Raw genomic sequence first — 24,448 nt, 5'->3', positions numbered from 1 at the left:
TTAAGCCTTGTAATGAGCTGTAGCAGAAGTAAACGCACATGGCGCACCGCCGACGTAGCTGGATGCGCGTAAAACGGGAGGGTCAAACGCGAACGGATGGGCAATTGCAGCCAAATGAATCTGAGAGATTGCGCCGAGGTAAACACCACCTCGTGCCTGCAAGATGGCACGCGTTGTAAACACGCGTGACTTTGGTTTTGCTGCATCAACCGATGCGATTGCTGCTGATTGTGTTTCGAGATCGAATACTGGGCTACCATTGCGATAGAGGATTTCAACACGGAAAGTTCCGCGTCGAGATCCATCTTCCCACCATTCAACAATCCGGGTCTCCAGATCGAAAGCCGCGAGAGCGCGTTCGACTGCACCGCGTGTGCCCTTTAATCGGTGAACCATCGGTGATGCGGCGATAACACGACGCTGTTGCTCCTCAGACCAATCAGCCGACCAGACATCAACCGAGACGCCCATAGCGAGATAAGGCAGCAGAACTTTCGGACAGGTAGCGGGATTCCATATCGTCGCGATAACCGTTGGATCAACCGTCGCAATCCTTGCCAGTTCCGCAGCAAGCAACGCTACTGTGAGCGGCGAGGATCGTGCGGGGAGGATAGAGCGGGCAAGGTCAGTGACAGCATCAATTGCTTGTGCTGCCGTCATTGCCACGATCCTTGTGTCTGGACGGTATTGACGGTGATCGTACCAACCTGCCCAACACCTTTAGATCCGGGTTCAATGTCAGCGGTAGGTGAAGTAACCTCGACCGTCACATTGTCATCGACCGCTGCGCGACCGCCAATGATTTCACGCTGCACAGCAAGGCCAATGCGTCGACGGGATTGCGCGTAAGCCGTCAATCGCCGTTTGGCTTCAGCAGCCATTGCCGAAACATCAACACCCGGTGCATAATAAAGCGTGACCTCGATGTTATATGCGGTCACGGTTGCAGGCTCGATGCGAACATTGTCGCCAATCGGTCGAACGTCTTTTGGCGTAACCGCTGTGAATGTTCGATCCAGCAATAATTGATCGGCTGGGCCATATTCAATAACAGGCAAGACAACGATCAATATCTCTGGAGCGAGAACCAGATCACCAGTGTTTCGGCCTGTAAACGGCGCAGGGATCAGCCCCATGGAGTAGGCATCTGCATGAAGGCCAGCCGTATAGACCGCAGCATCTTCCTCGGAATAAACAGCCACATCGGCAATATCGCGAGTGCCGTCCAATTCAAGAGCGTGGAAGGTGTAAGCGCCTTCCGGCCCAGCCGTCGAAAACGCTTCGAATGCAAGCAGGATACGAGAACGGAATATATCATCCAGTTCCACCCACTTGCCGAGAACATCATCCCACTGCGAGTTGAATGGCTGGTCATCTGCGGCGTTGTCATAGACAAGACGCGAGATACCAGCGTAGGTGGCGGCGATATGATCAAGATCGCCACGAATTGCAGTTGCTAACGACAAGGCGCGGATCGCTTCATTGACCCGCTGCCGAAACTTCATTTCCTGATATCCGCCACCTTCCGAAAATGCGATGACCATAGGATCGGTTTCAAGCTTGGCAACGTCATATGTGATGCCGAAACGGTCGAGTGCCGCGATCAAATATTCATCGCGTGACGCCTTAATCTCTTCGAAATCCACAGAAACGACGCTTGGAATATCGCCGAGGTCAGTCAGGTTTGGCGCAACAAAGCGGCTCATGACAATGTCCTTGCTAGAGTGATGTTCGTGGAAGTTTCATTCTCAGTGACTGAGAAATCGCCCTTGTGACCGTTCGGATAGTAAACGCCGGTGATTTGCAGAGTGACAGCACCCTGGACGGTCAAATCGCTGATATTGATGCCGGTGAGTGCAAAGCGTGGTTCCCACTTCGCAATTGCCATTGCGCAAGCCGAATAGATCCCAAGAATGGTTTGATCATTCGCAGGTCTGTCAATCAGCGCCATAAGCTCAGAGCCGAAATCACGGCGCATGACACGCGAACCGATAGGCGTATTCAATATGACTTCAATGGACTGCCGAACGTGGTCAAAGCCTGTTTTCAGCGCGCCATCCACATTCGAAAATCCAAGTGATGACATGGCTTAATCCTTGGCTGGACGCGTAGCCTTCTGGCGATCTTCCGGCTTTTCCAGCTGATGACCATAGGGAGCCAAAAACTGCCTAGCGACCGCGTCCGGCATTTCTTGCTCTGCGGCCTTGGCGGTATAATAGGTACCGCCGTAAAAGCCGCTTTCCTTGACGATGACTTTCATTGAAATTTCTCCTGTTAATCGCACGACCATTTAGCCGCGCCTGAAATCAACGTTGCGCCGCAACCCGTCGTATCGCCCGTTCGCGCCACTGGATCGCCTTCACAGATGAATTTTGAGGAACCTGACACAATGGCCGTGACGCCGTGTCCGGGAATGGGGCAGGAATGCAGGTCGCCCTTTCGGGCGATGAGTTTGCCTTCGCAGGCCCATTTGTCCGCTGACGAAATCACTGTGCCGCCGTGACTGGATGAGTCACCAAGACGAACGATTAAAGGCATCAGGCCAAGTTCCCGCTGGAGGCTGTGAAAGTGATATTGGCAGCATCAATCGTGACCGTATCGTCACTGATGAAAAGCTTTACGCCGCCCTTGGTAATGACCGCATCGGGTCCATCGTGGGGACGCGGGTTTGCGTTCGAATGAGTTGAGAAGTCTATTACAGCATCTGTCAGATCACCGCTTTCAGACATAACATCGACTTGCTGGCCGACAGTCGGCGGAATGTGGGTTGAGATACCGCCTGCGGCGATCTCTTTCCACGGAATCCATCCAGTACGAAACGGCTGATCGCCGCCTTGAATTTTGACCCGAGCAACGCCCTTAGCATGGTCAATCTCATCAATCACGCCAGTGCGCCGTTGATTGGCAAGGCGACGTTCCACTTCAAAAATCCGCCGCTGCATTTCAACAAGGATACTCGCCAGATCGTCAGCCATGCGACCTCTCGACAGTAACTATTTTAATATCCGGTTCGACAGCTTCGAGATCGTGCGGAGCAATATCGCAAAGCGCCCTCGCCTCATCCAGCGTCAGACCGAAGCGTCGACGCTGTTCGGAAGATTTCAACTGCACCGCATCAATGCCAAGTAAACCACGCAGAGCTGTCAAATATGGATGATCGATGTGTTCCATCTGATCGAGCAGTTTTTGCCAAAGCGATGACGGCGCAATCGCTGCGCCGTAAACAGGATCCGGCAGAATGTCGCAGACTATGCATTGCTGATGTGCAGCCATGCGCGTGCCTGTTTCAGCATCCGCAGTGCGTCTGCGCTCGACTTTTGCAATGTTATTAACCAGCCCGCGCCAGATCTCAGACCAGACGTTGTCCGGGTCCATCAACACTGCAACGACCTGTCTATCAACCACATCAAGGAAAAGCTCTAAGGCAGCATCCGCAGCGGGAATACCAAATCCGATAATTGTGCTTTCGCCGGTTTCCTGATCGGTTTCTGTCATCGATGCTGTGATGCCGGTTTCGATCAGCAGTTCGGTTAACCCGTTTACCCAAAGCCTGCGACCACTACCGAGATCGTCTGCTTTAGCGCCGTCAGTGTAAACAGATATAAACGGCTTTTGTTGATTGGTGCGAAGACTGTCATCTGCCGCAACATCAATTGAGCCGATCTCGCTATCGAGCACATTACCTTCAACAGAAGTGTTGCCGCGCAAAGCTTCGACGGTAGCAATACGCAGTGCGATACGGCCAATCGACATTAGTTATGCCCCAACTTCAAAACGACGAGATTGCTGTAGCGATCCGATACCGCAGCTACTTCAAACCATGGCTTTCCATCGCGATCATTTGCACGGACCTTGTCACCAGCTTGTGGGATTGGCCCGTCATAGATTGAGCGATCTAAAAACAACTCGGCTTCACTTAATGACAGCCGCGTCCGATACGTACCCGTAGGACCGGGAGAACGGGAATCGTCACCGCCGACATGCAAAACGGCAGTGACATCAATCATGGGCTTAGCTGGATCAGCAACCTGCCCCTTCATAAAAGACAGGCGAACTGACTCGCCGTAGCTTTGGCCGATCTTTTGATCGACCATCGCTTCAAGTTTACGCCAGTTCACCATGTCCGATTACACCGACAGGCGAACAGCGCCAGATCCGGAAGGATTGGCAACCGGCTCAGTTGCGTGACCAACAAGCAAATTACTGCCGGCGGTCGCCGACAAAAGTTTATCTGCGGCGACGTAATAAATCTTAGCGCCGACGGTCCAAGCTTGTGCTGCCACCTTTGGCAACTCAAAGACGCCTTCGGTCGCAATCTCGACCGGATCACCTTCAGCGGCTGAAAACTCAGCGACACCGAACAGGTCGCCGACCACAACGAGATCACCAGACTTCACATCAGCTGGCGCAGGAACGGTTATTGTCTTGCCGGGCTGGATATAGTTTTTCATGGGATTATCCCTTCTGAATATTGAAACGGGAAGTATGGCGGATCAATTAGATCCGCCGCTTTTCAATCAGGCACCGGCGTTCTTGTAGCCGAAGCGATAATCGGTAGCGCCACAACCGAAGTCATGTTCAACCGACATGCTGAAACCCTGTCGACCGAAAGGCTCATCCATGCGAACGCGTGGCGCTTCATAGCCTTCCAGATAGCCCCAACGGTAGTTTGACCCCGCTGCGGGATCTCCAAGCAAATGCCATGCATTGCCCTTGATCTGCGACGATGACAGAAGCTCAAAACGACCGGAGAAAATATTGACGTTTGCGACTGTTGCAGGAGTGATTGATGCCAGAAGCTTTTCAGCTTCCGTCAACTTATCTGGACCAACCAGCATGATCGTCGGATTGTTGGCAAGTAGCGGATTTCCGTCCTTGCTTTCCTGCTTACTCATGGCGGTGCGACCAGCACCAACCGCGTCGACCGTAATAGCTGATGCGGCTCCTGCAAGGTTCTTGTGTTCGGCATCGTAGACGGCTTTGCCATCAGCAAGCTTGCCATTGAACGCACCGGCATAGAAGGTGACTTCTTCGAACAACGCCACCGAAGCACCATAACTTGTCAGCAATTCCGAGATCGCACCAAGATCATCATTGATGAGCATCTGGCGGCTTATGTTGAGCGCGATAGCATAGCTAAATGCCTGCACCTGCTCTTTGCCCTCACCGAACGAGCCGTACTTGATCTCGCCATTTTCCAGCACCTTTTTCAGAAGTGGGAAATCACCGACCTTGACGGTGGTGTCTGGACGGAAGTCGCGGAAGTTACGTTTACGAGCAAAGCGCTTGAATGTTGGCTGGGCCAATGCGTATCGCTGTTCAAGCGTGCGGTTCACAGCGCCTTCGAAGATTACAGGGAAGTCTGACGTTGAATGTGATGCGCGGGTGAATACATCATCAATGTCGCGCGCATTCATCATACGGCGACCGCGATAGTTCACACTTTCAGCAGCGAGATCGACAAGGCCCATACCCATGAACTGGCGAGCGGCCTGCGATGGACCGGCCTGCGGCTCCGGTGCGCCGAGGCCATAAGCCAAAGCCTCAATCTGCGCAGAACGACGGGTATCGCCTTCATCACGAATTACGTTGACACGGCTGTCAGTCGGAGCGTTCCGCTCATTGTTGACCATGTGATCAAGCAGCAAACTGCGGAATGCAACAACCTCCGTGCCCGAGCGGATGTGCTCTCGACCGAGTTCCGGGAACCCGGAACGGGTTGCCAGTTCTTCAATCGCGTTTGAGCGTTCGCGTTCGGCGCGGACAGCTTCAGCAGCGACAGCCTGCTGGTTTGTTTGAGCAGGAGGCGCGTTACGCTGCTCGTTTTCCAGTCGGGCAATATCAGCTTGTACCGGAGCGGCTTCAGCCAAGATCGCAGCGTGAGCGGTTTCGATTGCGCGAACTGCCGCTTCATCCATATCGTCGGTGATTTCAGCCCGCTTGGCTTCAGCCCGCGTTGTAATATCCGCAAGCTGCGCTCGCAGGCCCAAAAGCACCGGGGTTGCCTCAAAGACATGATGCAGACCCGCAGACTTGGAAAGCAGGCCATAATCCAAGGTTGCTGCATGTGATGGATCTGCGGAAAAGATTGCAAATGCCAAACCGACGCAGAAGATTGCGGCGACGGTCGCGAAAATGTGAGCACCCTTTTTCATGGTGTGCGCTTCCTTCTAAGTACCGGGCAAAACAAGCGCCGTCGCCCTGCAACCCCGGAGTTGCAGGCGGCAAACTGATAAATTGTCGTGATTGTCAGCCGATGCGGCGAACAGCTTCCGCCATTCTCATACGTGCAGCAGCTGCGGCGGTCGAAAAGCTTGCACCCTCGTATGAGAGCGGGAATGTGCCCGCCTGCGAGCGAACCTGCGCATCAGGATCTGCGGGGATTGTCACAAAGGAAATTTCGTTCGGCGTCCAGCGCTCGACAATAACCTTTTCGACCTCACCCTTTTTAGTAGCTTCCTCGACGCGGATCTTGTCGATAGAGTATCCAACCGACACATTCTTGATGATGCCATCGGACACAAGGCCGAACATTCGATCTGCCCGCTCATCAATTCCAGCTTTGGGAAAGCGAATACTCGCTTTACCTTCACCGCCATCAATCCACGCGCGCTCAACCACAGCGACCTGCGAAAACGTTGACCATGCGGAATGACTGTCGAGAACGGGAGCGCCCGCATTCATGCGCGTGAGATCAATCGCTTTGTCGCTGACAACGAGAACCTCATCGAATGGAACGACCGTATCCCAGCCAACATAGCGACGGCGCCGAACTGTGGCACCCGTTGTCCAGACGAGTTCAACCGTACGTGTTTCGGCATTAATGCCGGAGGGAAGTAAGCGAACTTCCTGCATCTGCATTGGCAGACTATCCGGCATCTTGCGCAGATTAAGTTTCGTCATCGTTTTCATCCTTGTCGGGAGGATCATCAGAGTCGCTGTTTTGTTGCGTTTGCCCGGCCTGCGAGATGCGGCGCGGATCGCTGTCAAAGATCAAACCCTTGTCATCCAGCTTTTTGTTGAACGCCTCAATCTCGTCGATCACGTCTTCTGGATTTTCACCCGTCTCAGCAATTGCGGATGGAAGGGAGCGGAAACCGGCGCGGACTTCCAGAACTCTCGCTTTCACATCCTTCAGCGGATCTGCTGAATAGAAGCGAGGCGGCGACCACTCGACTTCCACGGTCGGCGTCTGGATCTCGCCAGCCAGATATGCGGCTTCGCAAAACCAGTCCCACAAAGGCTGCAACAGCATTGGAATAATCACCTGCCATTGCAACATTGAGATCATCCGGCGAAAGCCTTCCAGTCCGATCTTGCTCGACGAGTAGTTAACCTTGTCGAGCCTGCCGGTCATCAGAGCGAACGGAACCCGCCAACCCGCAGCCACCGTATGCAACATAGAAGTCTTGTAAGGGTCGTAGCTGTCAGTGACAGCAGGCTGCGAGAACTTAATATCACGGCCACCGACAGCATTGAGGAACATGCCCGGTTCAACCTTTTCAACCCTCTGCCCGCGAGCGTTGTAGAGGCCCGGTTGAAGTGCTTTCCCATCATCACCTGTCATGGGCATACCGATATTGTCGTCAATATCGCCACCCGTCATGACACCGACGAGACAAGCTTCCAGCCTCTTTCGAACTAACTCGGCCTGCTCATATTCAGCCAGATCAAACGTGTCTGACATTGCAGGCGTGCCCCATGGCACACCCCTCACCTGCGTGCGCTGCTTTTCAAAAACATGCGCAATGTCAGCCGCAGGCACCGGCTTGGAAACAATGGTCGACAGCGGATCAAAGAAGCTGTTTCCGGGGTGCGAACCAAACATCCAATAGGCGCGTTTGCGTCCGATGGCATCAAACTCAATGCCTTGAATGGTTTTGCCGCCGCCAGACAGTACACCCTCTTTCGTGGTGTCTATCAGGTCTGATTCCAGCACCTGCAATTGCAATGGAACTGGCAGTCCATCCTCAATTCGGCGACGACGACGGCGCACGATACCGTCGCCGCTTTCAAACATTTCACGAACCGCGAGCGCAACGATGCCGTTGAAATCAAGATCGCCATCAGCATCACAATGTTTGCCCCATTCAAGGAAGAGCTTGTTCAGATCCTTATCCTTGGATCTGGGAATGATCCCGTCACCAATGGCATGACTGACAAGTTCTGAAACAGCTTTCGCGGCATAAGGATTGTTGCGCACAAGATCGCGCATACGATCCCGAAGGACGCGCCCCGCCCGCGTTATCTCGGCATCAGCCGACGTGGACTTCGCCCGTCTGCCAGATTTTAGCCGGCTGGTTTCCGCACCACTGTAGCTACGCTGCGCAATCTCCATTGCAGCACGCTGTTGAATACGGCGCAAGCCGGACTGGGGTGAAACGTAGCCAATGGCTTTATCCAGAATATTGGTGATGCCCATTAGTCTAATGCCGCCAGTATGATACGCGACCGGCCTTGTCTGCGGGATCTGAGATCCGCAAGCGCCTCTCGCATATCTTTGAGGGAGTGATATTCCACCTCGCGGCGGGTGCCGCCCGAATGGAAGATGACTTTTTTCGCGCCCGTTGCTATCGCATCTTCAAGCGCTGCAATCTGATCGTCGAGTGATGCTGCCAATGCCGTGCCCTCACTTCGCCAGATCGTCGCCAGCGGTCAGTACATCATCGACAATCCGCTTAGCTTTTTCGACGGTGTATGGCTCGTCTCTGTCACTCAGGGCGCCGCCACATGTAACAAGATCTGCCGCTACTGCGACGGGCAACGTCACCGTATCGTAAGCGGCTCGCATGAGTTTACCGAACATGGTCTATCTCCATATTTTGCCCGCTCGCGCGAGAATGCCATCCCGGCTAAAGCCATTCGGAAGGCGCGATTTCTGGTATGATTGAAACCCGTTTGGTTTCTGGTGGTGTGGAAAGTTCGCCCTCGCGATGCGCCCAGTTGGCATTGACCATCTGCCGGGCTGCAAAGGCGTAGACTGTGCAGTCAAGCGCTTCGTGTCGCCGTCCAGGCACCGGAACGAATTGCCGTATCGTCTGTCCGCGTGAATACTTGACAACCAATTGCTCACCCACGAGTTGCTCAAACCAAACATCCGGCAGAGCTTTCGAAAAACGCATGGAGCTGGTACGCGCCAAGCGACCGAAGATATGGCTTTTGATACCGTCGACACCGACGATAAACAGCTTGCCGCCCTTGACCGTCGATTTGGATTTCTCAATCCATGGCCTATTACCTCCGACACCCTTGATCGCAAACACGCGCCTGCGGAACCGTGGGAATGCGTAACGATAGACGGTTTCCATCGTCTCGCCGTCCGAGCTGTCGATGCAGGTTGCTTCAACCTTGATCTTGCCGCCAAGCGGATGATCCCACTGCGTACCAAGAGCGACATCCAGTTCTGACCAAGTTGTATGATCGTCGTAGCGACCCCAGATCACTTCGTGTCCGAGAGCGTAAGGAATGCCCTCTTTATCCCAACCAATGAAGGTGACTTCCAAACGATCATCCTGCACGTCGACACCTGCCGTGATGATGAGAACTTGGATGGGGATACCTGTAGTATCCGTTTCACTCTCATCTTCAGCCGCTTCCGCGACCAGACTGAAATCTTCCGCCCGGCTCGCAAGCTCGATGTCGTCCAGCTCGTCGGTGTTTTCCTTCCAGCCTTGCGCGAGGATCGTGTTGATGAAGGTTTGCAGCTTCGAAGGATCGTTCTTCGCGCTAACAAATTCCTTCGCCAGACGCCCCCATGATGCATTCGGCAGAAGCGAAATCAGGGCATTCATGCGAAATCCGGCATGATCTTTCACATCAGGCTTGAGCGACCGCCATCGGCCATTCGTAACCATGCCCGGCTTATGGCGCTCGTCGACAACCGAACCGCACTCGCGGCAGACATAATAAGCTTTTTCCGGCTCGCCTTCCGGCCAGTGAATGTCTGACCACTGGATCTCATGGAAATGCCCGCACTCTGGGCAAGGCACCTCATAAATGCGTTGGTCCGAATCCTTGAAGGCTTGCAGCACATGGCTGGTTTCTTCGTAGACCGGTGTCGATCCCATTACGATCTTGCGATCCGCAAATGACAGGGTTCGACGCTCTGCGAGCAGGATCGGCGAACCTTCCTTCGTTGCCGACATGCCGTCCGCTTCGTCGATAAAGAGGATGCGGACATTATGTCGACGAAGATTGCGCGGTGCCTTGGCAGCAATAACTTTCAGAAAGCCACCCGGAAAGCGCCGAGAAAGCAGAGTGTTTCGACCGCCCTCATCGACATCACCAGTCAGCAGACCTTGCAGATCCGGTGACGCATCAAAGATCGGCTCAACGTCCGAAACCATATAGTCGCGGCAGTCAGCCTCTGTTGGCAACAGGGACAGGATTGGCGAAGGATCGTTCGAACAGAAACTTGCCATGGCACTGGTGAGCAGCGTGGTGAAACCGACGCGAACAGGCTTTACCAGTGTCACCCGTTCAATTGCGCTATCGCCTATGGTGTCCGCAATCTCTCGCTGCGGAGGCCATAGGCGCACCCGACCCGTAAGCGACGAAACACCTTCAGGAAGGTAAACCGTTTTCTCGATCCAGTCCGACAGCTTCAGTTTCGGCGGAGGCGTCAATGCCTCCCAAACTGCCTGTCGCAATGTCATCAGCGCCGCTGTCATCGTCCTTATCGCCAAGCTCCGCTAACGCTGCTCGAATTTCCGTATCGATCAGATCAACATCGTATGTTGTGAGGTGGGGCAGCATCTGTCGGCATCGCGACGGTACTGACATGACAACGTTTCGAATCCGGCGAGCAATGGACACCCATTCGTGCCTCACTTCCGCAACGGTGATGAGTTCCTTGCGCATGGCTGCATTCTTCATCGCGGCCTGATCTGCCTGCTCGCGTGCCAGACGCGCTCGCTCTGTCGCCAGCGTGTCTACGTTCTCGCCACCACGGCCCGCCGCCATAGCGCGGAGATGCTCGCAGTAAAGCTGGACTGACTTGCGCAGGTCGTAGCGATTCCGTCCTGTCTTCACGATGATTCCACGATCAGCGAAATCGGATACAGATCGCTTTGAAACCCCGATCAGTTCTGCAAGGTCTATTGCAGTTATCGTGCCATCATCGACCGCCGCTTCATCGGCTTCCGGCTCTGGATCAGCAATAAACAACGGTGCTTCCGACTGATCTGCATGCTTTTTATGCACTTTCGCTGCAAAGCTGGGGCTGACACTGAATTTCTCTGCCGCCTGCCGTACCGTGTTGCCCTCATTGATGAAGACTATCACCTGTTGCCGCAGTTCGTCTGAATAGCCTTTTGCCATCTGATTCCGATTCCATCCAAATGGCGGGGGAATCCCCCTATGAAATATTACACAGGTCGAAATCCCGCAGTCGCGCTCACCCGCTAGCCTGCCAGACCTGAAAAAGGACCCAATGGAGGGGGTGGGGTCGGGATCCAAGGCCATTTTCGATCAAATGACCAATAAAGCGCAACGTTTTCAATGGTTTATATTAACTTGTTGTGTTTCCGCTATGGCAACAGCTTCTTGATCGCTGCATCAACACGCTGTTGAAGCAAAGGTGCTGCCGTTCTTTCGAATGCAGCTTTGGTTGATCCTGTTGTCATTTCCCAAGGGATACGAACATCGGAGCGCGTGTAGGTCAAACGCTTGCCTGCCTTATCGATGCGCTGGAACACGTGACCGTTGAACTTTGGAACAACCTGTCGGTTTGGAAACTTGCCGCCCTTCATAAATGAACCGGCGAAAATCTTTCGCTGCCCGAATGGTTTGGCCGATACACCCTTGCGGGTTTCACGAGGTGAAAGGTATTTGAGGCGAATGTTACCGCCTCGTGTGACCATGTCATAGGAAAGTTTGCCCGGCCTTGCGACACCCGGATCGCCAATCGCCTTCACGATGACCTTGCGCTGCAATCCGGTCTGCTTTGTCAGCGCTCGGATAACCTGCGTCTTTGCTCGATTGCCGACCTGATTGACGATGCGTGGAAGGACTTTCGGAAATCCTCTATTGAGCTGGTCAACTTTAGTGCTGAATAGCAACAGGTGCTTATCGGCCCAGTGTGCAGTAATCGTCGTCATGATCGGCCTCTATAGAAATCGAAAGAGCGCCTCAAAGGGCGCTCAATGTGATTAGAGAATTGCAGACATAGCTTACGCACTGGCCCTGACTCGGTGTCTCGTTATTGAGACTGTCAGGGCTGGGTCCGAGCGTGGCCACCTCAGGAACTTGTCCCCACGTTTTACCGTGTATCGAGGATCACTATCTAAACCGGATCATCCAGTGACCGGATTAAACTCACAACGGTTCGAGGATTGCAATAGGCAAAGTCATCGCGACCGACCTACCCATGATGGCGAACTCAACAACCACCAGACCATTACCTTTGGAGCCGCCTGAGATCAGTTCAGCACGAGTTCCTGCGAACGGGCCATCTGCGATTCGTACCCACTTCACACCTACAAACTTGCGGTAGAAGTGTTCATGATCATATTTACCTCCTTCGGCTTTCACCTTGAAAAGAATGACTTTTTCCGCGCTCACAAGAAATGGCGATTCGTATCCACCAAGAACAGAACTCACACCATCAAAGCTCAATAAACCAGCAATGCATTCATTGCTTATGGCGCAGCGAACAAGCACATAACCATTCATTACGGGTTGCTGTTTTGCCGGTATCTCGCGCCCCTGCCTGCGAATTTTCGGCCCCATTTTCATGGGGACAAGCACCTCAATATTTTCATCTGATAGAGCATCACGAACCGTAAATTCACGTCCTGATGCGACTTGAAGCACTAGCCAAGGAGAATCATCACTCAAACGATTCGCTGCCACAGACCTTAAACGAGCGATGCGACGACGCTCTGCAAGCACCTTATCAATCGCCCGGCAATGAGCCTCACTAGGCGTTGATGCTATTGCAGTGTCGATCTGACGTTGATCAATTGCCATCATTTTCACCCAATCCCCTCAAAGCGATCTCGAAACCGTTTAATCCATCAGGGCCACCAGCCGGGAAATAGGCCCACTCAGCGGTGCCAGTGTTCGATAACCAAGGCCAACCACGCTGTTTGTGAAACACTTCCCAAGCTGTCCATTCGTCGCCACCAATGCGAACCTGCACGAGCAAATCCTTGATTGCCTGGAGTCGCGATGGAACGAGAGCACCACGTCGGTTTGATGCGCGCTCAAAAAGCTCATTCACTAATGGAAACCCTTGGCGCGCCTGCTTTTCCAGAAGAAGTTCATCTTCAGTAAAACGACCGCTTTCTGCTACGCTGCGCTCGATATCGTTGAGTGAGACGCTGCGCGAAGGCCCGGCAAGCAAAAGTTCATAAACTCTCGCCCCCCATATCTTTCCTAGCGGTGCAGCAGGTGCCGATTGTGAATCTATCGAATGTGCCGTCGCAGCTTTGGCCGGAAGCTTTTCCCAGCGCTTTTCACGGAGATAGACCGCATAGGAGCAAACAACCTTGCGACCGGTTGCCTTAGCGGCTTCGACATATCGGCTGGCATCCTCCGAAGCTGCCAAGCGCTCCTCAGCGGTGAGCGTATTCCAGATCCGAAATGCATCTGGCTCGCTGTCGGTGACTGCTGTCGGCCAAGTGTGGAAAGCTTTTTTGAAAGCTCGCTCGATTGCCTTACGGTTTTCCTTCCCTTCCTGCTCGCTTTCGCGCTCTCTCTCAGATGAAGGTTTATCTGAAGGTTCTATGACGGTTCGGGTGACACCATGACACCCGTCTGCGTCGTCAATGTCACCCGTCTCTGCCGTCAATGTCACGGGTGACACCGTGTCACCGGTGACACCATGACACCCGTCGATTGGCGCTTTCGCATCGCGAAGCCCGATCAGCGTGCGCATATTGAAATCATAGCGCGTGGCCTCACCCGGACGGCCACTGGCAGCGGAAACCACGACAAGCAGCCCCTCTTCCACAAAATCGCGCAAAAGCCGCTGCACGGTGCGCTCTGACAGGTCTGTTTCACGCGCCAGCGTGTTTACAGACGGCCAGATCCCGCGCCCGTTGTCGTCTGCGAAGTCCGCCAGACGCACAGCAAGCATTTTACGGCTCGACGAACCCATCTGTTTCTTGAAAATCTGCGACATCACGGTGATGCTCATCGCCCCGCCCTCTTCCATGCTTCGAAAGCAGCGCGGAAATTCTGCCAGCGTTCAGCGGCAGCGCTGTTTTCGTTCAGTTCTTTTCTGGATTTAATCTTGAGGATCGAGCGCAGCCGTTGCGCCGCACGATCCGATGTTAATGGCCGCTCAAGGCCGTGCTGTTCTTCGAGAAACGCCTTGAAAACAGCGTCATTGCACTTCATTGAAGCCTCAGCCGCAAAGTCGCGTCGCTTGTGCTGTCGGCCCTGTCGCGGAGCGTTCTGCCGTGGTGCGGCCTGTCGCACAGCGGCAATCGCGCGATCCACCAGATCAAGCATAAATGCCGCCATGCGTGGCCCACTGACGACCATGTCAATCTCATCAGGCGTTGCGCCGGGATGAAACGTGGCGATCCTGTTGAGTTCGCCGTGGCGTGTTTTTGCTTCGACAAACGACACATCGCCCTCGCAGCACAGCTGCCAGTCATCGCCATTCAGCGCTGCCAGTTTTTCCCGGATGCGACGAAGTTCGATACCCTCTGCGCTCATGGCGACACCGCGCCACATAGCAACAGCAAATGGCCCTGCGCGTGTTTGAGCGCGGCACCCTTGATCGCGCCGCGATGGCGCGTCTCGTGCATGGCCGCGTAAAAGCAGGTCAGATAATCACTGCCAGCGTCAAAGCCATGCCGCTCGCAAGAGCTTTCCAGCACCTGCCGATATTTCAACATGATCGAAATCGGGCACGTCAACAGAATTTCGGCGCGTTCGGCGTCGGTACCTGCGTCGTGCATGGCGCGAAGGATCGGCAACATGGTGTCGGTCATTCCGCAGCCCTCCCCGCAGCTTCAAAACCCCATGAATCCCAGCCCGGTCGAGGATCGCGGCAGAACAATTCCAATTTCGGTAAATCGGGATAAAGCCGCTCGATTTGTTCCGCGAAGAATGCCGGCTTGGCTGAGTGCTTGCCTTTGCGCTCGCGATGGACGGTCTCAGGCTGGGTGCCCGGCAAAGGTGCCGCGACATCGCCGCGCCGACCGATCAGCAACAGCTCGTGGCGGTCGCGACCCCAATAGCCAGTCCCTGCGACTTCCTTGTCCCAGATCCAGTGATGCACGTAGGTAAAGCCGCATGCATCCAGCACGCGCAGCGCATCTGTCAGCATCGGATTGGTTGCCCATGCGAAACAAACAGCAGGATTGGTGCCGCCGATCAGCCTCGACATAAGCGTAACAATGTCGTCTGTCGGCATCGTCGGATAATGATTTTCTGCGCTCTTTTCGCGCCCTGTCACTTCCGAATGAACGCCGAATTGCCATGGCGCGTCGAAATAATAGACCGGATAGACGCGGCCCAACTCTGCCGGTGCCGTTGCCGCGCCACGATCTGCAATCAAACCCATGGTCGTCATGCGAACAGCATGCTTGACCTTTTGCTGATCGGAGCGGATTGCTTTGGCCTTAGCGACAATCGCTTTCTTTTCCTCGCGAATGACCTTGGCCTGCTCCGAATGTTGCAGCTCAGAAATCGCCTCGCCGGTATGGATTGTCACCTTGCCAGCGCGGATAGCGTCGAGCAGCTCTGGCGCGCCCTTTTCATGGATGCGCTTAGCAGAATAAACGGCGCGTTCAGAGATCGATAGCTTTTCGGCGGCGCGGCGGGTCTGCAAATTTGCAGGCCCGGCAGTCGTCTGATTGACGCCACGCTCCCAATCGACAATTGCAGCAGCAATCAGTGCGCGCTGACTTTCAGTCAAATGGCGTCGATGTAGGTTTTTCGAGAGGACAAAGTTAAGCGGATCGCCGCCAGCATATTGCTCATAGATCGGCTCAATTTCAGCGAACCCGCAGGCCCACTGACGATTGCGACCATCCAACACCATGCCATCAAGTAGGATGATTGGATCGCGCTGTCCGTAGGTGACAATATCGTCGGCAAGCAACTTCCGTTCCGCTTCCGGGATCATCGGAAACATGTCAGCAAGGGGGTGCGCTGGATAACTCATGTCCGCGCCTCACTTTTCCGAGCCTTGCGTGCAGATGCAGCAACCTTGGCGCGATGGCTTTCAAGCAGAAGCACCGCCCTTTCCAAGGTCTCAGGCCCGACACCGTCCGTAATTGCAGTGGCAAAGCGGACATGCAGATCCAGTTCACGGTCTGATGTTGGTGCACCACGCTCTTGTCCGACGCGAGCAGCAAATGCGGCATCAAAAAGCATCTGCGCAAAAACACTTGGTTTATAGCCCTTGCGTTCAGCCATTGCCGAAAGGCTGGCATAGGATTTGGCATTCATACGAACCGAGAGTTTAAAGCTTGACTTGTCCATATCAGCGAGCCTCCGCGAGCCAGACGACAGCAACAAAAAGAGACGCCGCAGCCAAAACACAGACCACGGCGAGAAGAAGTGAGAAAAAGAGGTCATGTTTAAGGATGAAGTTTTTCATCGACATCACCTCACGACATGCCAAGAGCATCCATGTAGAGCTGAAGCAGCGCTTCCTCTTCATGGCGCACATGGTCTTCTTTTTTACGGAGACGGATAATCGTGCGGACGACTTTGCTGTCGAAGCCGGAACCTTTTAGTTCGCCGTAAACATCCTTGATGTCGTCGCCGATAGTTTTCTTTTCTTCCTCAAGCCGTTCAATGCGCTCAATAAAAGCGCGGAGCTGCCCGACGGCAATCACGTTAGAAGAAACCTCTTTGGCCTTTTCGACCTTGGTTTTCCTCGGTGCTCTTTGCCCATCAACTGGTTGAGCGTTCCATGGATCATATTCGGCCATGACTACGCCTCCACCTTGTTCAGCAGGTCCTGCGCCCCAGCAACGCCTGATTGGAGGTAATCAGGCGATACAGACTCAGGTCGGAAAATCGCAACCGGCCAAACCAAACCATCAGGCCAATTAGTCGATAACCACCGCATCGCTGCATTAAGTCGTGAAACCGTAAGGTCTCCACCACTGCGAAGTGATGTAACTTTTTTGCTGTCGCCAAAAATACGACTGCTGACAGTTTTGTCCTGCAAGCCAATCGCGTTCTTATAGCCATCAATGAGGATCAGAAGGTGCTCGATTTCCAACATGAAAAGAAAATCGGTTATTTTACCGATAATGTCAACCAAGCTATTCGGTTTTTTTATCGATACCCTCAGGATCTGAATTTCGGTAATATTACCACTATGTTAGCAGAAGTTCTAAATCGCATCCAAAAAAGGCTCGACGCCGTCGGGCTAAAAGAATCACGCGCCGCGACGATTGCAGGTCTAAGCGATTCAGCTATTCGCAACATGCGCAGAGCCGTCGAAGCTGGTAAGGACAGAGGCGCTTCCATCAAGACGCTTGAGAAGCTAGCACCCGTCTTAGGAACCAACGTAACTTGGTTGTTAGAAGGAACCGGCAACGAAGAAGGTTCGGTTGAGCCGACATCAATTTCAGACGTGCCGATGATTTCATGGATTAGCGCAGGTGAGCTTACTCACCAAGATCCTGTCGGGCGTTTAGATGATCATCCAACTATCCCCGCAGTTAATTTGCCCGAAGGAGACTGGATAGCGCTGCGCGTTGACGGGCCGTCGATGAATAAGATCAGCCCACCGGATTCCATAATTTTTGTAAACATGAACGACAAGCGGCTAGTCGCTAACGGGTGCTACGTTATCTGCGATGAAAGCGGAAAAGCGACTTATAAGCGATATCGCCCAAATGAAGATCCTCAGTTTCAGCCTGCTTCCTACGAAGAAATAGAGCCCCCATACTTGGAAGGTGCAATTCGAATAATAGGCCGAGTAAAAAGATCGATTATTGATATGTGATCGATTTCAACAGCCCATAAGCCCCGCCAAGGCGGGGTTTTTTTTGACCGAATTTTCAAATCAGAACAATCATTTAGAAATTTTCATCGCACTTTTCTGTTTTCCTGTTTCGGTTTTTTTACCGGATACTATTGCATATCGGTTATTTTACCGATATCTATTTACTTGCCCCGAACAGATGGATGCGCTGATTGAGTTTTGAGTTACAGCGCATCCACTTCTGCCAATTTATGCACGATGGAGAGCAAGCCATGATTAAATTTAAACAGAAGCCTATTTCAAAACCTGCCCTGACTTGCCGCGATAGCGTTGTCATCAGAATGGCTGAAGCGATGCGCGAAATGGCATTCTCAGGCGAAAACGTCTCCCCCGATACATTGGCGCATTATGGCTTCACCCACGACATCGTGGAGAAGTTTGGCGAACGTGCTGTCGCACTCGCCCGCCGCCTGTCCATCAAGCAAATCGCGAGCCTTGCCTGATCACTTGATCCGGCCTCTTGTTGATGGAGGTTTTAATGGCAGCGCATCTTTCAATCACGCCGCACTTAACGGCTGCGGACTTTGATTGCCCGATCAGCAATACATTCCTCGGACAAGCACACATCGCCGGGACAGGTCCGCAAGGGACAACCTGCCGTGAGTGCAAGCTATGGGGCAAAAAAAACGCCTCAAAGACGCCGATGGAAATGTCGTCGAGAAGATCGAAAACCCGAAGCGAAACAGCAAGCGGCACAAAGAGCATCCCGGCAAGCCGAAGGACGCTTACTGCCTCAAACCTATTCTCAACAAGGCAAAACGGCTCATACCGCACCACGCATCATCGTGCAGATTTTTCGAAGCGAGCGAGCGGCCAATGCCAATCACAACCGGCAAGGATGCATGACCATGCATGACGAAATCCAGTTCAAAACCGAGGTTGACTGCGGGTTCAATCTTCCAGCCGCTTATCAGGCACACAACCGCAAGCATGATCATATGATCGCAATCGCATCGCTTATCGCCAGCGTTTGCGTAGTTACCATAGTTGGTGCGCAGATTGTGGGGCTAGTATGAGCAATCTTCGTAAAGTCGCCTCAACCAAAGTTGAGATTTCACCAGCAGATGCAGGCCCAGCGCCGATGCTGCAATGGGTGGAAATCGGGCAGCTCGTGATCGACGATGACTATCAACGACCACTTTCGCCTCACAACTGGAAAAACATTCGCCAGATTGCCGACGGCTTCAAGTGGTCGCGATTTTCGCCAGTTCTCTGCGCACCCGTTGAAGGTGGTCAGTTTGCCATTATTGACGGGCAGCACCGAGCGCATGCCGCAGCGATGTGCGGCTACAAATCAGTACCATGCCAGATCGTGCAGATGTCGCCAGTTGAGCAGGCTGCGAGCTTTGCAGCAGTCAACGGTAACGTCACCAAGGTTACGACACTCAACTTGCTGAAGGCTGCGCTCGCAGCTGGCGAACCGTGGGCCGTGGAATGCAATAGCATTGCAATCGAAGGTGGTTGCAAGCTGATGTTGTCAAACGCTTCGAGCGAGAAAAAGAAGCCCGGCCAGATCTATGCCGCTAAGATGTTCCGAAAGCTTGTCGAGAACAGGCCACGCGAAGCCATCATCAAGGCACTTAACATCCTGATGTCAGCTGAGGGCTATTGCGACAATGCCGACTTGTGGGACGGCGGCATTCTGGAATCTACGCTTCTGGCGATGACTGAGGTTCCCGAATATCTGGATCGTGAGGACTTTATCGGCTTCCTTGAACTTTACGACATATGGGAGGCGATTGATGGCATCGAGGCGGAGAACAAGCGCCGCATTGGCAATGGGCAGCCCAAGATTTCACGCAAAGAAGGCATTCGCATCGATCTGCTTAAAGCGATTACAGAAGCCATGGCCGAAGATGAACAATTATTGCTCGAAGAGCAAAACAGCTGATCTGCGTAATTGTCGAATCCAAGGGCTAACCACGATCTGAAACAAGCCGTCTCAGACGAAACACGGCAAGTCCTTTTAGACACAATTTATCTGCAATGGCGCGACGTTCGCGACCTCGGACTAAGGCCAGACCAAACATTAGACGCCCTGATTGACGGGCTTCTGAGAGCCGCAGCCGACCTCATTACACACACCGCCGCGCCAGACCGGCGCGAGGCGATCCCGCGCATAGCGGCAGACAGACTTATCCATGCATTCAAATCAACCCGCGAGAGGGAATTAAACCGTGATGACCAATACATTGGCGTTCAAGGGCTTTGACGCTCAACTTCAGTGCCGCAACTTCCAGTTTGAACTGAATAAAAGCTACACGCATGACGGTCCGGTTATTGCGTGCGAGCAGGGCTTTCACGCTTGCGAATATCCTCTTGATATTTTTAAGTATTATGCTCCTGCAACAAGTCGCTTTGGCGAAGTAGAACTTTCTGGCGAAACCAGCAAAGAAGGTGGCGACACCAAGATTGCCGCCGCAGAAATCACCATCAAGTGTGAGCTAAAAATTCCAGATCTTGTCGCCGCAGCTGTTCGGTACATCATCGACCGGACGAAGCGCGTGGACGGCAATCATGCGACCGGAGAGCGTGAACTTATCAAAGTCCATGGCAACAGATCTGTTGCGACCGTGACTGGCCAGTGGAGCGCTGCCACCGCAACAGGATGGTGGAGCGCTGCCACCGCAACGGGCGATCAGAGCGCTGCCACCGCATCGGGTGATCGAAGCGCTGCCACCGCAACAGGTTATCAGAGCGCTGCCAACGCAACAGGTAGCTGGAGCGCTGCCACCGCATCGGGTAACTGGAGCGCTGCCACCGCAACAGGATATCAGAGCGCTGCCACCGCAACAGGTATTCGGAGCGCTGCCACCGCATCGGGCCACCAGAGCGCTGCCACCGCATCGGGTAACTGGAGCGCTGCCACCGCAACAGGCTTCCAGAGCGCTGCCACCGCATCGGGCGATCAGAGCGCTGCCACCGCAACAGGATGGCGGAGCGCTGCCACCGCAACAGGTTACGAGGGCAAGGTGCGCGGCAAGGAAGGCTGTGCCCTGTTCCTCGTCGAGCGGAATGAGCGAATGGAAATCGTTTCCGTTTGGTCAGGTATCGCGGGCCGCGACGGCATCAAGCCCGACACTTTTTACACGCTCAAAAGCGGACAGCCTGTCGAGACTGACTAATGGCCAGAACTCGCAAGAAACCTCCAATGACAGCAGAGCGCGTGGAAAACGCGCTCGACATCCTCGCAAACATCATGGCCGGTGCGCGCAATGGTGAAGCGGCCCTTGGTGCCCCACTTTGGCAAAGGCTGGAAAGCGAGCTGGAGGGATTGCGAGACGTTGATGAAATCGTCGCAAAAGCGATCAACCGTATCAAAGCCAAAACGCTTCTAACACAGTAAGCCGAGGTTAACACCTCGACTTACTGCTAATAGCATCAAATACGCGACAATATTCCTTCTAAAGCTCCGGCTTTTCGGTTAGCATCAATATATTCTTGATAAGAATTTTTAGCATCAGTTATTAGTTGCTCGTAAGTAATAATTTTTGCATTTTGCTCTGCCATTGAGCGAATATCTTTTACGTCCATACCTGTCGGCACTTTCGCAACAAGCAAATAAATATCTAACGCTGGTTGAGGATGACTCGGCATCAGATCTCGATAATATTGTTCAACAGCCCTTCTATATTTTCGCGCCTGATCATACAGATCATCATATTTCAAACTTGTTTTTCCCGGCTTCTTGAGTTCGACCACAACGTGACGCCCCGAACTTGACCTGTAGGTTATATCCAATCGAGCACCGGTTTCATCTGGATCCACCTTCTTGATGTGCTGAGTGAGTGTCTGTTCCATCTCCGCCCTACCAGTTACTCGATCCCATGATGGATCCAGCAGCCAAAGATGTTTAAATAGATACTCTTGAGCTACCTTCTCAAGTTCAGTGGGGCTATTCTTTATATCTTCAAATTTCTTAATAATCTCGAGCCGCTGCTTTGTGATGTCGGCATAAGCGGCCTCTTCAACATCGTTGAGCGCCGTAAATATTGCTGCAAATTCGGGACCTAAAACGTCAGTAATAGCAGTTAATTGATCAAGTTGTTTTTTCAACCGCAATTTTTCAAAGCCGATAATAGCACCTCGATACAGTATTCCTTTTGCCCTATCATTATTAGCTTCATCTGAATGCACTCGTGCGTTACGAATAGACATAACTATTCGCTTAGCGGTTTTCAGGTCACGGTTGTCATCAATGGTTTCCAGCCATTCAGTAACTGCTTGATTTGAATCCGGTCCATCATTCGGATCGAGTGCGGATCGCCACTCATCCCATTGACCCGAGATATCATCCAAGCTCTTAAACAAGAATTTTAGTAGCGCTTTATATTTAGGATCATCTTTTTTAATTGCTTCACGACTTGCGGTCGCTCTATCTACATCATCATCATCTAGGAAATCGGCATGAACCTCGCCAACAAGGTAACTTTGATAATACTTGGCACTATTGGCTTCACTCAATATATTTTCGGAAAACACTCTTCCATTTGCAAATATTGATACCATATTTGCGCTGTCTTCCTTCGACCCCAGATCTCTGGGGCGAGCAACACTTGCTATATATCCAGTAACTTTCGCGCTACTACCGTCTGGTAATTGCAAAGTATCTTTGAGCGTTGCAATGCAAGGCAGCTTGTCTGATTCCGTGAGTTTTTTTAAGTCTGCGCCGTCTTTTGGGATCTTTGCAATATTAGGTGATATATTTTTCACGCGATCCAACGATGCGGAATCGAACGCCCAAAGAAACTGAATATGATCAAAGATATCACGATCAGTCTCTTTAATTTCATTCCCATTAAGATAAACATTAAATCCATAAACTGAGCCTAAAATACTAAATCGTCTAGCAAGCTTTACACGCAAGTATTTTTCGGTCTTGTTTAAAGTCTTTAGAACGTCTGTTAACTCAATTCGCGTTCCATGGCCGCTCTTCAAAGGCGTTGCAGTAAATTCATTCAACAATACAGGCTGCCTCGCCTGTAGATTTTTCTTCAACTCAGGAACATCAATCTCGAACGCAATAGGAGAAAAATTCTTTACTTGGGATGTAACTTTAACTTGGTTGGAAAGCGCAAACATTGACAGCTTTCCTATACCCTTACGCCCCATAACATTACGCAGGCCGGAGGCACTTTTATTTGTGTTGCTGGCGAGACGTCGAGAGTAACCCACATGTAGAAACTTTTTCGCAATTGCGACAGCATCCATGCCATGTCCGTCATCCTCAATTACGATCTGGTTCTTTTCGATGTCTACGTCAATCCAAACGTTACTTGCTTCTGCATCCCAAGAATTCGCTACAAGCTCAGTAAGTGCCGCAGGCGTGGAACTATACAATCCCACACCAAGATGATTGATTACATTGATATCTACTTCAAACTTAAACTGATGCTGGTTTGACACTCGAGTTCCCGCCCCGCTCTTTCAAATGTTGTGTGATAGATTTTCCAATGACGTAGCCCAACCTCACTGGAACTGCATTACCTATCCAGCGTCCCAACTCTGTAAAACTTGGGCGCTTTCCCGTAGGCAAAAACTTATAGTCGGCAGGGAACGACTGCAATATAGCAGCCTCCCGCAATGATATCGCTCGATCCTGTTCAGGATGCCCAAACCTACCATTGCCGAACCCATAGCATTGGGTAGTCATTGTTGGCGCTGGCTCGTCCCACTTCATACGAGCATAAACGCCAGAGTAGGTTTTTCCCGATGCCTTTTGATGACACTTTGCCCGGAGCGCGAAGGGCCAATCCCTCCACGTCCCTCCAGGCTTCGACGCTTTAATACGTTTTACGTTAATCTCAGACAACGCCGATGATACGTGCAACGGGTCCACTGAATTTTCAGCGCCCGCTTTAATAGGAGGCAAAGCACTTAACGCGTCTGCGACAGTTAGCGGCTCTTTGTGAGTAACCTCAAGTGGAGGAACCTGTCCGCTACGCGACGCCAGAACAACTAAACGGCGACGCTTTTGCGGTATTCCATAATCTTCACACTTAGCGATAGAATAATAAACGCTATAACCAGCGGCCTCTAACGTGCTTTTAAACTGAGAAAAGACCATTCCATCTTTATACTTAAGTAAAGATGGCACATTTTCCATGGTTATGTAATCAGGCATGACTTGCACAGCCAGCTTTGCAAAACTTGTTACCAAGTCCCAGCGAGGATCCTCATCGTAACGCTGCTTGTAAGTCGAAAAAGGCTGACAAGGCGCGCACCCGGCAAGAATAGATGGCACCTTACCTGAAAAATGCTTTTTAATTTGTTCTGGCTTCAGAGAAGCAACATCTTGAGTGATGAATTCGGCATCATTATTGGCCTCGTAGGCAAATTTACATCCTTCATCTATGTCATAACCAGCAACAATTTTAAGTCCTGATTGCTTGAGACCGTGACTCAGTGCGCCCACACCACAGAACAAGTCCACAACTTCACCACGATGCAATTGAGCATTTTTGCTTATTTCTGCATCCATCT

At 52.4% G+C, this 24,448-nt stretch carries 34 protein-coding genes; 7 read left to right on the top strand and 27 right to left on the bottom strand.

What is annotated here, in order from left to right:
* The 25 genes from U2P60_RS14355 to U2P60_RS14235 form a co-directional block, all read right to left on the bottom strand.
* Window positions 1–660 (bottom strand): phage tail protein I, encoded by a 660-nt coding sequence (locus U2P60_RS14355; RefSeq protein WP_413573123.1) that lies wholly within the window; start codon window positions 658–660, stop codon window positions 1–3.
* Window positions 657–1,706, bottom strand: coding sequence for a baseplate J/gp47 family protein (locus U2P60_RS14350; RefSeq protein WP_413573122.1), 1,050 nt, complete (start codon window positions 1,704–1,706; stop codon window positions 657–659). The genes U2P60_RS14355 and U2P60_RS14350 overlap by 4 nt, the downstream gene beginning before the upstream one ends.
* The gene (locus U2P60_RS14345; RefSeq protein WP_413573121.1) at window positions 1,703–2,086 is read right to left on the bottom strand and encodes a GPW/gp25 family protein; all 384 of its coding nucleotides are present in this window, start codon (window positions 2,084–2,086) and stop codon (window positions 1,703–1,705) included. Before U2P60_RS14345 ends, U2P60_RS14350 begins: the two co-directional genes overlap by 4 nt.
* Window positions 2,087–2,089: 3 nt before the next feature.
* Complete coding sequence (locus U2P60_RS14340) at window positions 2,090–2,260, bottom strand: hypothetical protein (RefSeq protein ID WP_413573120.1); 171 nt, start codon at window positions 2,258–2,260, stop codon at window positions 2,090–2,092.
* Window positions 2,261–2,274: 14 nt separating this feature from the next.
* The gene (locus tag U2P60_RS14335; protein ID WP_413573119.1) at window positions 2,275–2,538 is read right to left on the bottom strand and encodes a PAAR domain-containing protein; all 264 of its coding nucleotides are present in this window, start codon (window positions 2,536–2,538) and stop codon (window positions 2,275–2,277) included.
* Window positions 2,538–2,975: a phage baseplate assembly protein V gene (locus tag U2P60_RS14330; protein ID WP_413573118.1), complete on the bottom strand. Its 438-nt coding sequence runs from the start codon at window positions 2,973–2,975 to the stop codon at window positions 2,538–2,540. Before U2P60_RS14330 ends, U2P60_RS14335 begins: the two co-directional genes overlap by 1 nt.
* Window positions 2,968–3,753: a hypothetical protein gene (locus tag U2P60_RS14325; protein ID WP_413573117.1), complete on the bottom strand. Its 786-nt coding sequence runs from the start codon at window positions 3,751–3,753 to the stop codon at window positions 2,968–2,970. Before U2P60_RS14325 ends, U2P60_RS14330 begins: the two co-directional genes overlap by 8 nt.
* Window positions 3,753–4,121 (bottom strand): hypothetical protein, encoded by a 369-nt coding sequence (locus tag U2P60_RS14320; protein ID WP_413573116.1) that lies wholly within the window; start codon window positions 4,119–4,121, stop codon window positions 3,753–3,755. Before U2P60_RS14320 ends, U2P60_RS14325 begins: the two co-directional genes overlap by 1 nt.
* Before the next feature lie 6 nt (window positions 4,122–4,127).
* Window positions 4,128–4,451, bottom strand: coding sequence for a DUF2190 family protein (locus U2P60_RS14315; RefSeq protein ID WP_413573115.1), 324 nt, complete (start codon window positions 4,449–4,451; stop codon window positions 4,128–4,130).
* 66 nt (window positions 4,452–4,517) lie between these two features.
* Entirely contained in the window at window positions 4,518–6,155 is a 1,638-nt protein-coding gene (locus tag U2P60_RS14310; RefSeq protein ID WP_413573114.1) for a hypothetical protein, read from the bottom strand.
* Window positions 6,156–6,249: 94 nt separating this feature from the next.
* Window positions 6,250–6,903, bottom strand: coding sequence for an HK97 family phage prohead protease (locus U2P60_RS14305; protein WP_413573113.1), 654 nt, complete (start codon window positions 6,901–6,903; stop codon window positions 6,250–6,252).
* Window positions 6,890–8,422: a phage portal protein gene (locus tag U2P60_RS14300; RefSeq protein WP_413573112.1), complete on the bottom strand. Its 1,533-nt coding sequence runs from the start codon at window positions 8,420–8,422 to the stop codon at window positions 6,890–6,892. Before U2P60_RS14300 ends, U2P60_RS14305 begins: the two co-directional genes overlap by 14 nt.
* Window positions 8,422–8,619: a phage head-tail joining protein gene (locus U2P60_RS14295; RefSeq protein ID WP_413573111.1), complete on the bottom strand. Its 198-nt coding sequence runs from the start codon at window positions 8,617–8,619 to the stop codon at window positions 8,422–8,424. The genes U2P60_RS14300 and U2P60_RS14295 overlap by 1 nt, the downstream gene beginning before the upstream one ends.
* Window positions 8,620–8,629: 10 nt before the next feature.
* A complete protein-coding gene (locus U2P60_RS14290; RefSeq protein WP_231194032.1) occupies window positions 8,630–8,806 on the bottom strand; it encodes a hypothetical protein in 177 nt (58 codons plus the stop codon).
* A 46-nt stretch (window positions 8,807–8,852) separates the two neighbouring features.
* Entirely contained in the window at window positions 8,853–10,670 is a 1,818-nt protein-coding gene (locus U2P60_RS14285; RefSeq protein ID WP_413573110.1) for a phage terminase large subunit family protein, read from the bottom strand.
* A complete protein-coding gene (locus U2P60_RS14280; protein ID WP_413573109.1) occupies window positions 10,564–11,319 on the bottom strand; it encodes a terminase small subunit in 756 nt (251 codons plus the stop codon). The genes U2P60_RS14285 and U2P60_RS14280 overlap by 107 nt, the downstream gene beginning before the upstream one ends.
* A 209-nt stretch (window positions 11,320–11,528) precedes the next feature.
* Window positions 11,529–12,098: a hypothetical protein gene (locus tag U2P60_RS14275; RefSeq protein WP_413573108.1), complete on the bottom strand. Its 570-nt coding sequence runs from the start codon at window positions 12,096–12,098 to the stop codon at window positions 11,529–11,531.
* A 217-nt stretch (window positions 12,099–12,315) separates the two neighbouring features.
* Window positions 12,316–12,972 (bottom strand): transcription termination/antitermination protein NusG, encoded by a 657-nt coding sequence (gene nusG / locus U2P60_RS14270; RefSeq protein WP_413573107.1) that lies wholly within the window; start codon window positions 12,970–12,972, stop codon window positions 12,316–12,318.
* Entirely contained in the window at window positions 12,959–14,140 is a 1,182-nt protein-coding gene (locus tag U2P60_RS14265; protein WP_413573106.1) for a helix-turn-helix domain-containing protein, read from the bottom strand. The genes nusG and U2P60_RS14265 overlap by 14 nt, the downstream gene beginning before the upstream one ends.
* The gene (locus U2P60_RS14260; protein ID WP_413573105.1) at window positions 14,137–14,667 is read right to left on the bottom strand and encodes a hypothetical protein; all 531 of its coding nucleotides are present in this window, start codon (window positions 14,665–14,667) and stop codon (window positions 14,137–14,139) included. Before U2P60_RS14260 ends, U2P60_RS14265 begins: the two co-directional genes overlap by 4 nt.
* Window positions 14,664–14,945 (bottom strand): hypothetical protein, encoded by a 282-nt coding sequence (locus tag U2P60_RS14255; RefSeq protein ID WP_413573104.1) that lies wholly within the window; start codon window positions 14,943–14,945, stop codon window positions 14,664–14,666. The genes U2P60_RS14260 and U2P60_RS14255 overlap by 4 nt, the downstream gene beginning before the upstream one ends.
* Window positions 14,942–16,123, bottom strand: a complete 1,182-nt coding sequence (locus tag U2P60_RS14250; RefSeq protein ID WP_413573103.1) for an MT-A70 family methyltransferase — start codon at window positions 16,121–16,123, stop codon at window positions 14,942–14,944. The genes U2P60_RS14255 and U2P60_RS14250 overlap by 4 nt, the downstream gene beginning before the upstream one ends.
* Entirely contained in the window at window positions 16,120–16,443 is a 324-nt protein-coding gene (locus U2P60_RS14245; protein WP_413573102.1) for a hypothetical protein, read from the bottom strand. The genes U2P60_RS14250 and U2P60_RS14245 overlap by 4 nt, the downstream gene beginning before the upstream one ends.
* Window positions 16,444–16,571: 128 nt before the next feature.
* Window positions 16,572–16,802, bottom strand: coding sequence for a DUF2312 domain-containing protein (locus U2P60_RS14240; RefSeq protein ID WP_413573803.1), 231 nt, complete (start codon window positions 16,800–16,802; stop codon window positions 16,572–16,574).
* Window positions 16,803–16,900: 98 nt separating this feature from the next.
* Window positions 16,901–17,197, bottom strand: coding sequence for a hypothetical protein (locus U2P60_RS14235; protein ID WP_413573101.1), 297 nt, complete (start codon window positions 17,195–17,197; stop codon window positions 16,901–16,903).
* On the opposite strand from U2P60_RS14235, the gene U2P60_RS14230 reads away from it, so the two are divergent.
* The 7 genes from U2P60_RS14230 (at window position 17,180) to U2P60_RS14200 (ending at window position 21,311) form a co-directional block, all read left to right on the top strand.
* The gene (locus tag U2P60_RS14230; protein WP_413573100.1) at window positions 17,180–17,926 is read left to right on the top strand and encodes a LexA family protein; all 747 of its coding nucleotides are present in this window, start codon (window positions 17,180–17,182) and stop codon (window positions 17,924–17,926) included. The genes U2P60_RS14235 and U2P60_RS14230 overlap by 18 nt on opposite strands.
* 251 nt (window positions 17,927–18,177) lie before the next feature.
* Window positions 18,178–18,408: a hypothetical protein gene (locus U2P60_RS14225; RefSeq protein WP_413573099.1), complete on the top strand. Its 231-nt coding sequence runs from the start codon at window positions 18,178–18,180 to the stop codon at window positions 18,406–18,408.
* 169 nt (window positions 18,409–18,577) lie between these two features.
* The gene (locus U2P60_RS14220; protein WP_413573098.1) at window positions 18,578–18,811 is read left to right on the top strand and encodes a hypothetical protein; all 234 of its coding nucleotides are present in this window, start codon (window positions 18,578–18,580) and stop codon (window positions 18,809–18,811) included.
* Window positions 18,812–18,813: 2 nt separating this feature from the next.
* A complete protein-coding gene (locus tag U2P60_RS14215; RefSeq protein ID WP_413573097.1) occupies window positions 18,814–18,981 on the top strand; it encodes a hypothetical protein in 168 nt (55 codons plus the stop codon).
* Window positions 18,978–19,856 carry a ParB N-terminal domain-containing protein gene (locus U2P60_RS14210; protein ID WP_413573096.1) on the top strand — a complete coding sequence of 293 codons (879 nt, stop codon included), beginning with the start codon at window positions 18,978–18,980 and terminating at the stop codon, window positions 19,854–19,856. The genes U2P60_RS14215 and U2P60_RS14210 overlap by 4 nt, the downstream gene beginning before the upstream one ends.
* A 289-nt stretch (window positions 19,857–20,145) precedes the next feature.
* Window positions 20,146–21,090, top strand: a complete 945-nt coding sequence (locus U2P60_RS14205; RefSeq protein WP_413573095.1) for a hypothetical protein — start codon at window positions 20,146–20,148, stop codon at window positions 21,088–21,090.
* 26 nt (window positions 21,091–21,116) lie between these two features.
* Entirely contained in the window at window positions 21,117–21,311 is a 195-nt protein-coding gene (locus tag U2P60_RS14200; protein WP_413573094.1) for a hypothetical protein, read from the top strand.
* Window positions 21,312–21,346: 35 nt separating this feature from the next.
* Here U2P60_RS14200 and U2P60_RS14195 read toward each other — a convergent pair whose 3' ends face one another.
* Both U2P60_RS14195 and U2P60_RS14190 read right to left on the bottom strand, forming a co-directional pair.
* Window positions 21,347–23,371 carry an ATP-binding protein gene (locus tag U2P60_RS14195; protein WP_413573093.1) on the bottom strand — a complete coding sequence of 675 codons (2,025 nt, stop codon included), beginning with the start codon at window positions 23,369–23,371 and terminating at the stop codon, window positions 21,347–21,349.
* Window positions 23,349–24,446, bottom strand: a complete 1,098-nt coding sequence (locus U2P60_RS14190; protein ID WP_413573092.1) for a DNA cytosine methyltransferase — start codon at window positions 24,444–24,446, stop codon at window positions 23,349–23,351. Before U2P60_RS14190 ends, U2P60_RS14195 begins: the two co-directional genes overlap by 23 nt.
* Window positions 24,447–24,448 lie beyond the last annotated feature (2 nt).

Source organism: Brucella sp. H1_1004 (assembly GCF_047308065.1).
Lineage (GTDB): Bacteria > Pseudomonadota > Alphaproteobacteria > Rhizobiales > Rhizobiaceae > Brucella > Brucella pseudogrignonensis_B.
This window is presented reverse-complemented; position numbering and strand designations above follow the sequence as displayed.

Bases quoted from the DNA above. Each gene is read 5' to 3' on its own strand.
- U2P60_RS14355 (WP_413573123.1), bottom strand. From the start codon at position 660: ATGACGGCAGCACAAGCAATTGATGCTGTCACTGACCTTGCCCGCTCT.
- U2P60_RS14350 (WP_413573122.1), bottom strand. From the start codon at position 1,706: ATGAGCCGCTTTGTTGCGCCAAACCTGACTGACCTCGGCGATATTCCA.
- U2P60_RS14345 (WP_413573121.1), bottom strand. From the start codon at position 2,086: ATGTCATCACTTGGATTTTCGAATGTGGATGGCGCGCTGAAAACAGGC.
- U2P60_RS14340 (WP_413573120.1), bottom strand. From the start codon at position 2,260: ATGAAAGTCATCGTCAAGGAAAGCGGCTTTTACGGCGGTACCTATTAT.
- U2P60_RS14335 (WP_413573119.1), bottom strand. From the start codon at position 2,538: ATGCCTTTAATCGTTCGTCTTGGTGACTCATCCAGTCACGGCGGCACA.
- U2P60_RS14330 (WP_413573118.1), bottom strand. From the start codon at position 2,975: ATGGCTGACGATCTGGCGAGTATCCTTGTTGAAATGCAGCGGCGGATT.
- U2P60_RS14325 (WP_413573117.1), bottom strand. From the start codon at position 3,753: ATGTCGATTGGCCGTATCGCACTGCGTATTGCTACCGTCGAAGCTTTG.
- U2P60_RS14320 (WP_413573116.1), bottom strand. From the start codon at position 4,121: ATGGTGAACTGGCGTAAACTTGAAGCGATGGTCGATCAAAAGATCGGC.
- U2P60_RS14315 (WP_413573115.1), bottom strand. From the start codon at position 4,451: ATGAAAAACTATATCCAGCCCGGCAAGACAATAACCGTTCCTGCGCCA.
- U2P60_RS14310 (WP_413573114.1), bottom strand. From the start codon at position 6,155: ATGAAAAAGGGTGCTCACATTTTCGCGACCGTCGCCGCAATCTTCTGC.
- U2P60_RS14305 (WP_413573113.1), bottom strand. From the start codon at position 6,903: ATGACGAAACTTAATCTGCGCAAGATGCCGGATAGTCTGCCAATGCAG.
- U2P60_RS14300 (WP_413573112.1), bottom strand. From the start codon at position 8,422: ATGGGCATCACCAATATTCTGGATAAAGCCATTGGCTACGTTTCACCC.
- U2P60_RS14290 (WP_231194032.1), bottom strand. From the start codon at position 8,806: ATGTTCGGTAAACTCATGCGAGCCGCTTACGATACGGTGACGTTGCCC.
- U2P60_RS14285 (WP_413573110.1), bottom strand. From the start codon at position 10,670: ATGACAGCGGCGCTGATGACATTGCGACAGGCAGTTTGGGAGGCATTG.
- U2P60_RS14280 (WP_413573109.1), bottom strand. From the start codon at position 11,319: ATGGCAAAAGGCTATTCAGACGAACTGCGGCAACAGGTGATAGTCTTC.
- U2P60_RS14275 (WP_413573108.1), bottom strand. From the start codon at position 12,098: ATGACGACGATTACTGCACACTGGGCCGATAAGCACCTGTTGCTATTC.
- nusG (WP_413573107.1), bottom strand. From the start codon at position 12,972: ATGATGGCAATTGATCAACGTCAGATCGACACTGCAATAGCATCAACG.
- U2P60_RS14265 (WP_413573106.1), bottom strand. From the start codon at position 14,140: ATGAGCATCACCGTGATGTCGCAGATTTTCAAGAAACAGATGGGTTCG.
- U2P60_RS14260 (WP_413573105.1), bottom strand. From the start codon at position 14,667: ATGAGCGCAGAGGGTATCGAACTTCGTCGCATCCGGGAAAAACTGGCA.
- U2P60_RS14255 (WP_413573104.1), bottom strand. From the start codon at position 14,945: ATGACCGACACCATGTTGCCGATCCTTCGCGCCATGCACGACGCAGGT.
- U2P60_RS14250 (WP_413573103.1), bottom strand. From the start codon at position 16,123: ATGAGTTATCCAGCGCACCCCCTTGCTGACATGTTTCCGATGATCCCG.
- U2P60_RS14245 (WP_413573102.1), bottom strand. From the start codon at position 16,443: ATGGACAAGTCAAGCTTTAAACTCTCGGTTCGTATGAATGCCAAATCC.
- U2P60_RS14235 (WP_413573101.1), bottom strand. From the start codon at position 17,197: ATGTTGGAAATCGAGCACCTTCTGATCCTCATTGATGGCTATAAGAAC.
- U2P60_RS14225 (WP_413573099.1), top strand. From the start codon at position 18,178: ATGATTAAATTTAAACAGAAGCCTATTTCAAAACCTGCCCTGACTTGC.
- U2P60_RS14220 (WP_413573098.1), top strand. From the start codon at position 18,578: ATGGGGCAAAAAAAACGCCTCAAAGACGCCGATGGAAATGTCGTCGAG.
- U2P60_RS14215 (WP_413573097.1), top strand. From the start codon at position 18,814: ATGCATGACGAAATCCAGTTCAAAACCGAGGTTGACTGCGGGTTCAAT.
- U2P60_RS14210 (WP_413573096.1), top strand. From the start codon at position 18,978: ATGAGCAATCTTCGTAAAGTCGCCTCAACCAAAGTTGAGATTTCACCA.
- U2P60_RS14205 (WP_413573095.1), top strand. From the start codon at position 20,146: ATGACCAATACATTGGCGTTCAAGGGCTTTGACGCTCAACTTCAGTGC.
- U2P60_RS14200 (WP_413573094.1), top strand. From the start codon at position 21,117: ATGACAGCAGAGCGCGTGGAAAACGCGCTCGACATCCTCGCAAACATC.
- U2P60_RS14190 (WP_413573092.1), bottom strand. From the start codon at position 24,446: ATGGATGCAGAAATAAGCAAAAATGCTCAATTGCATCGTGGTGAAGTT.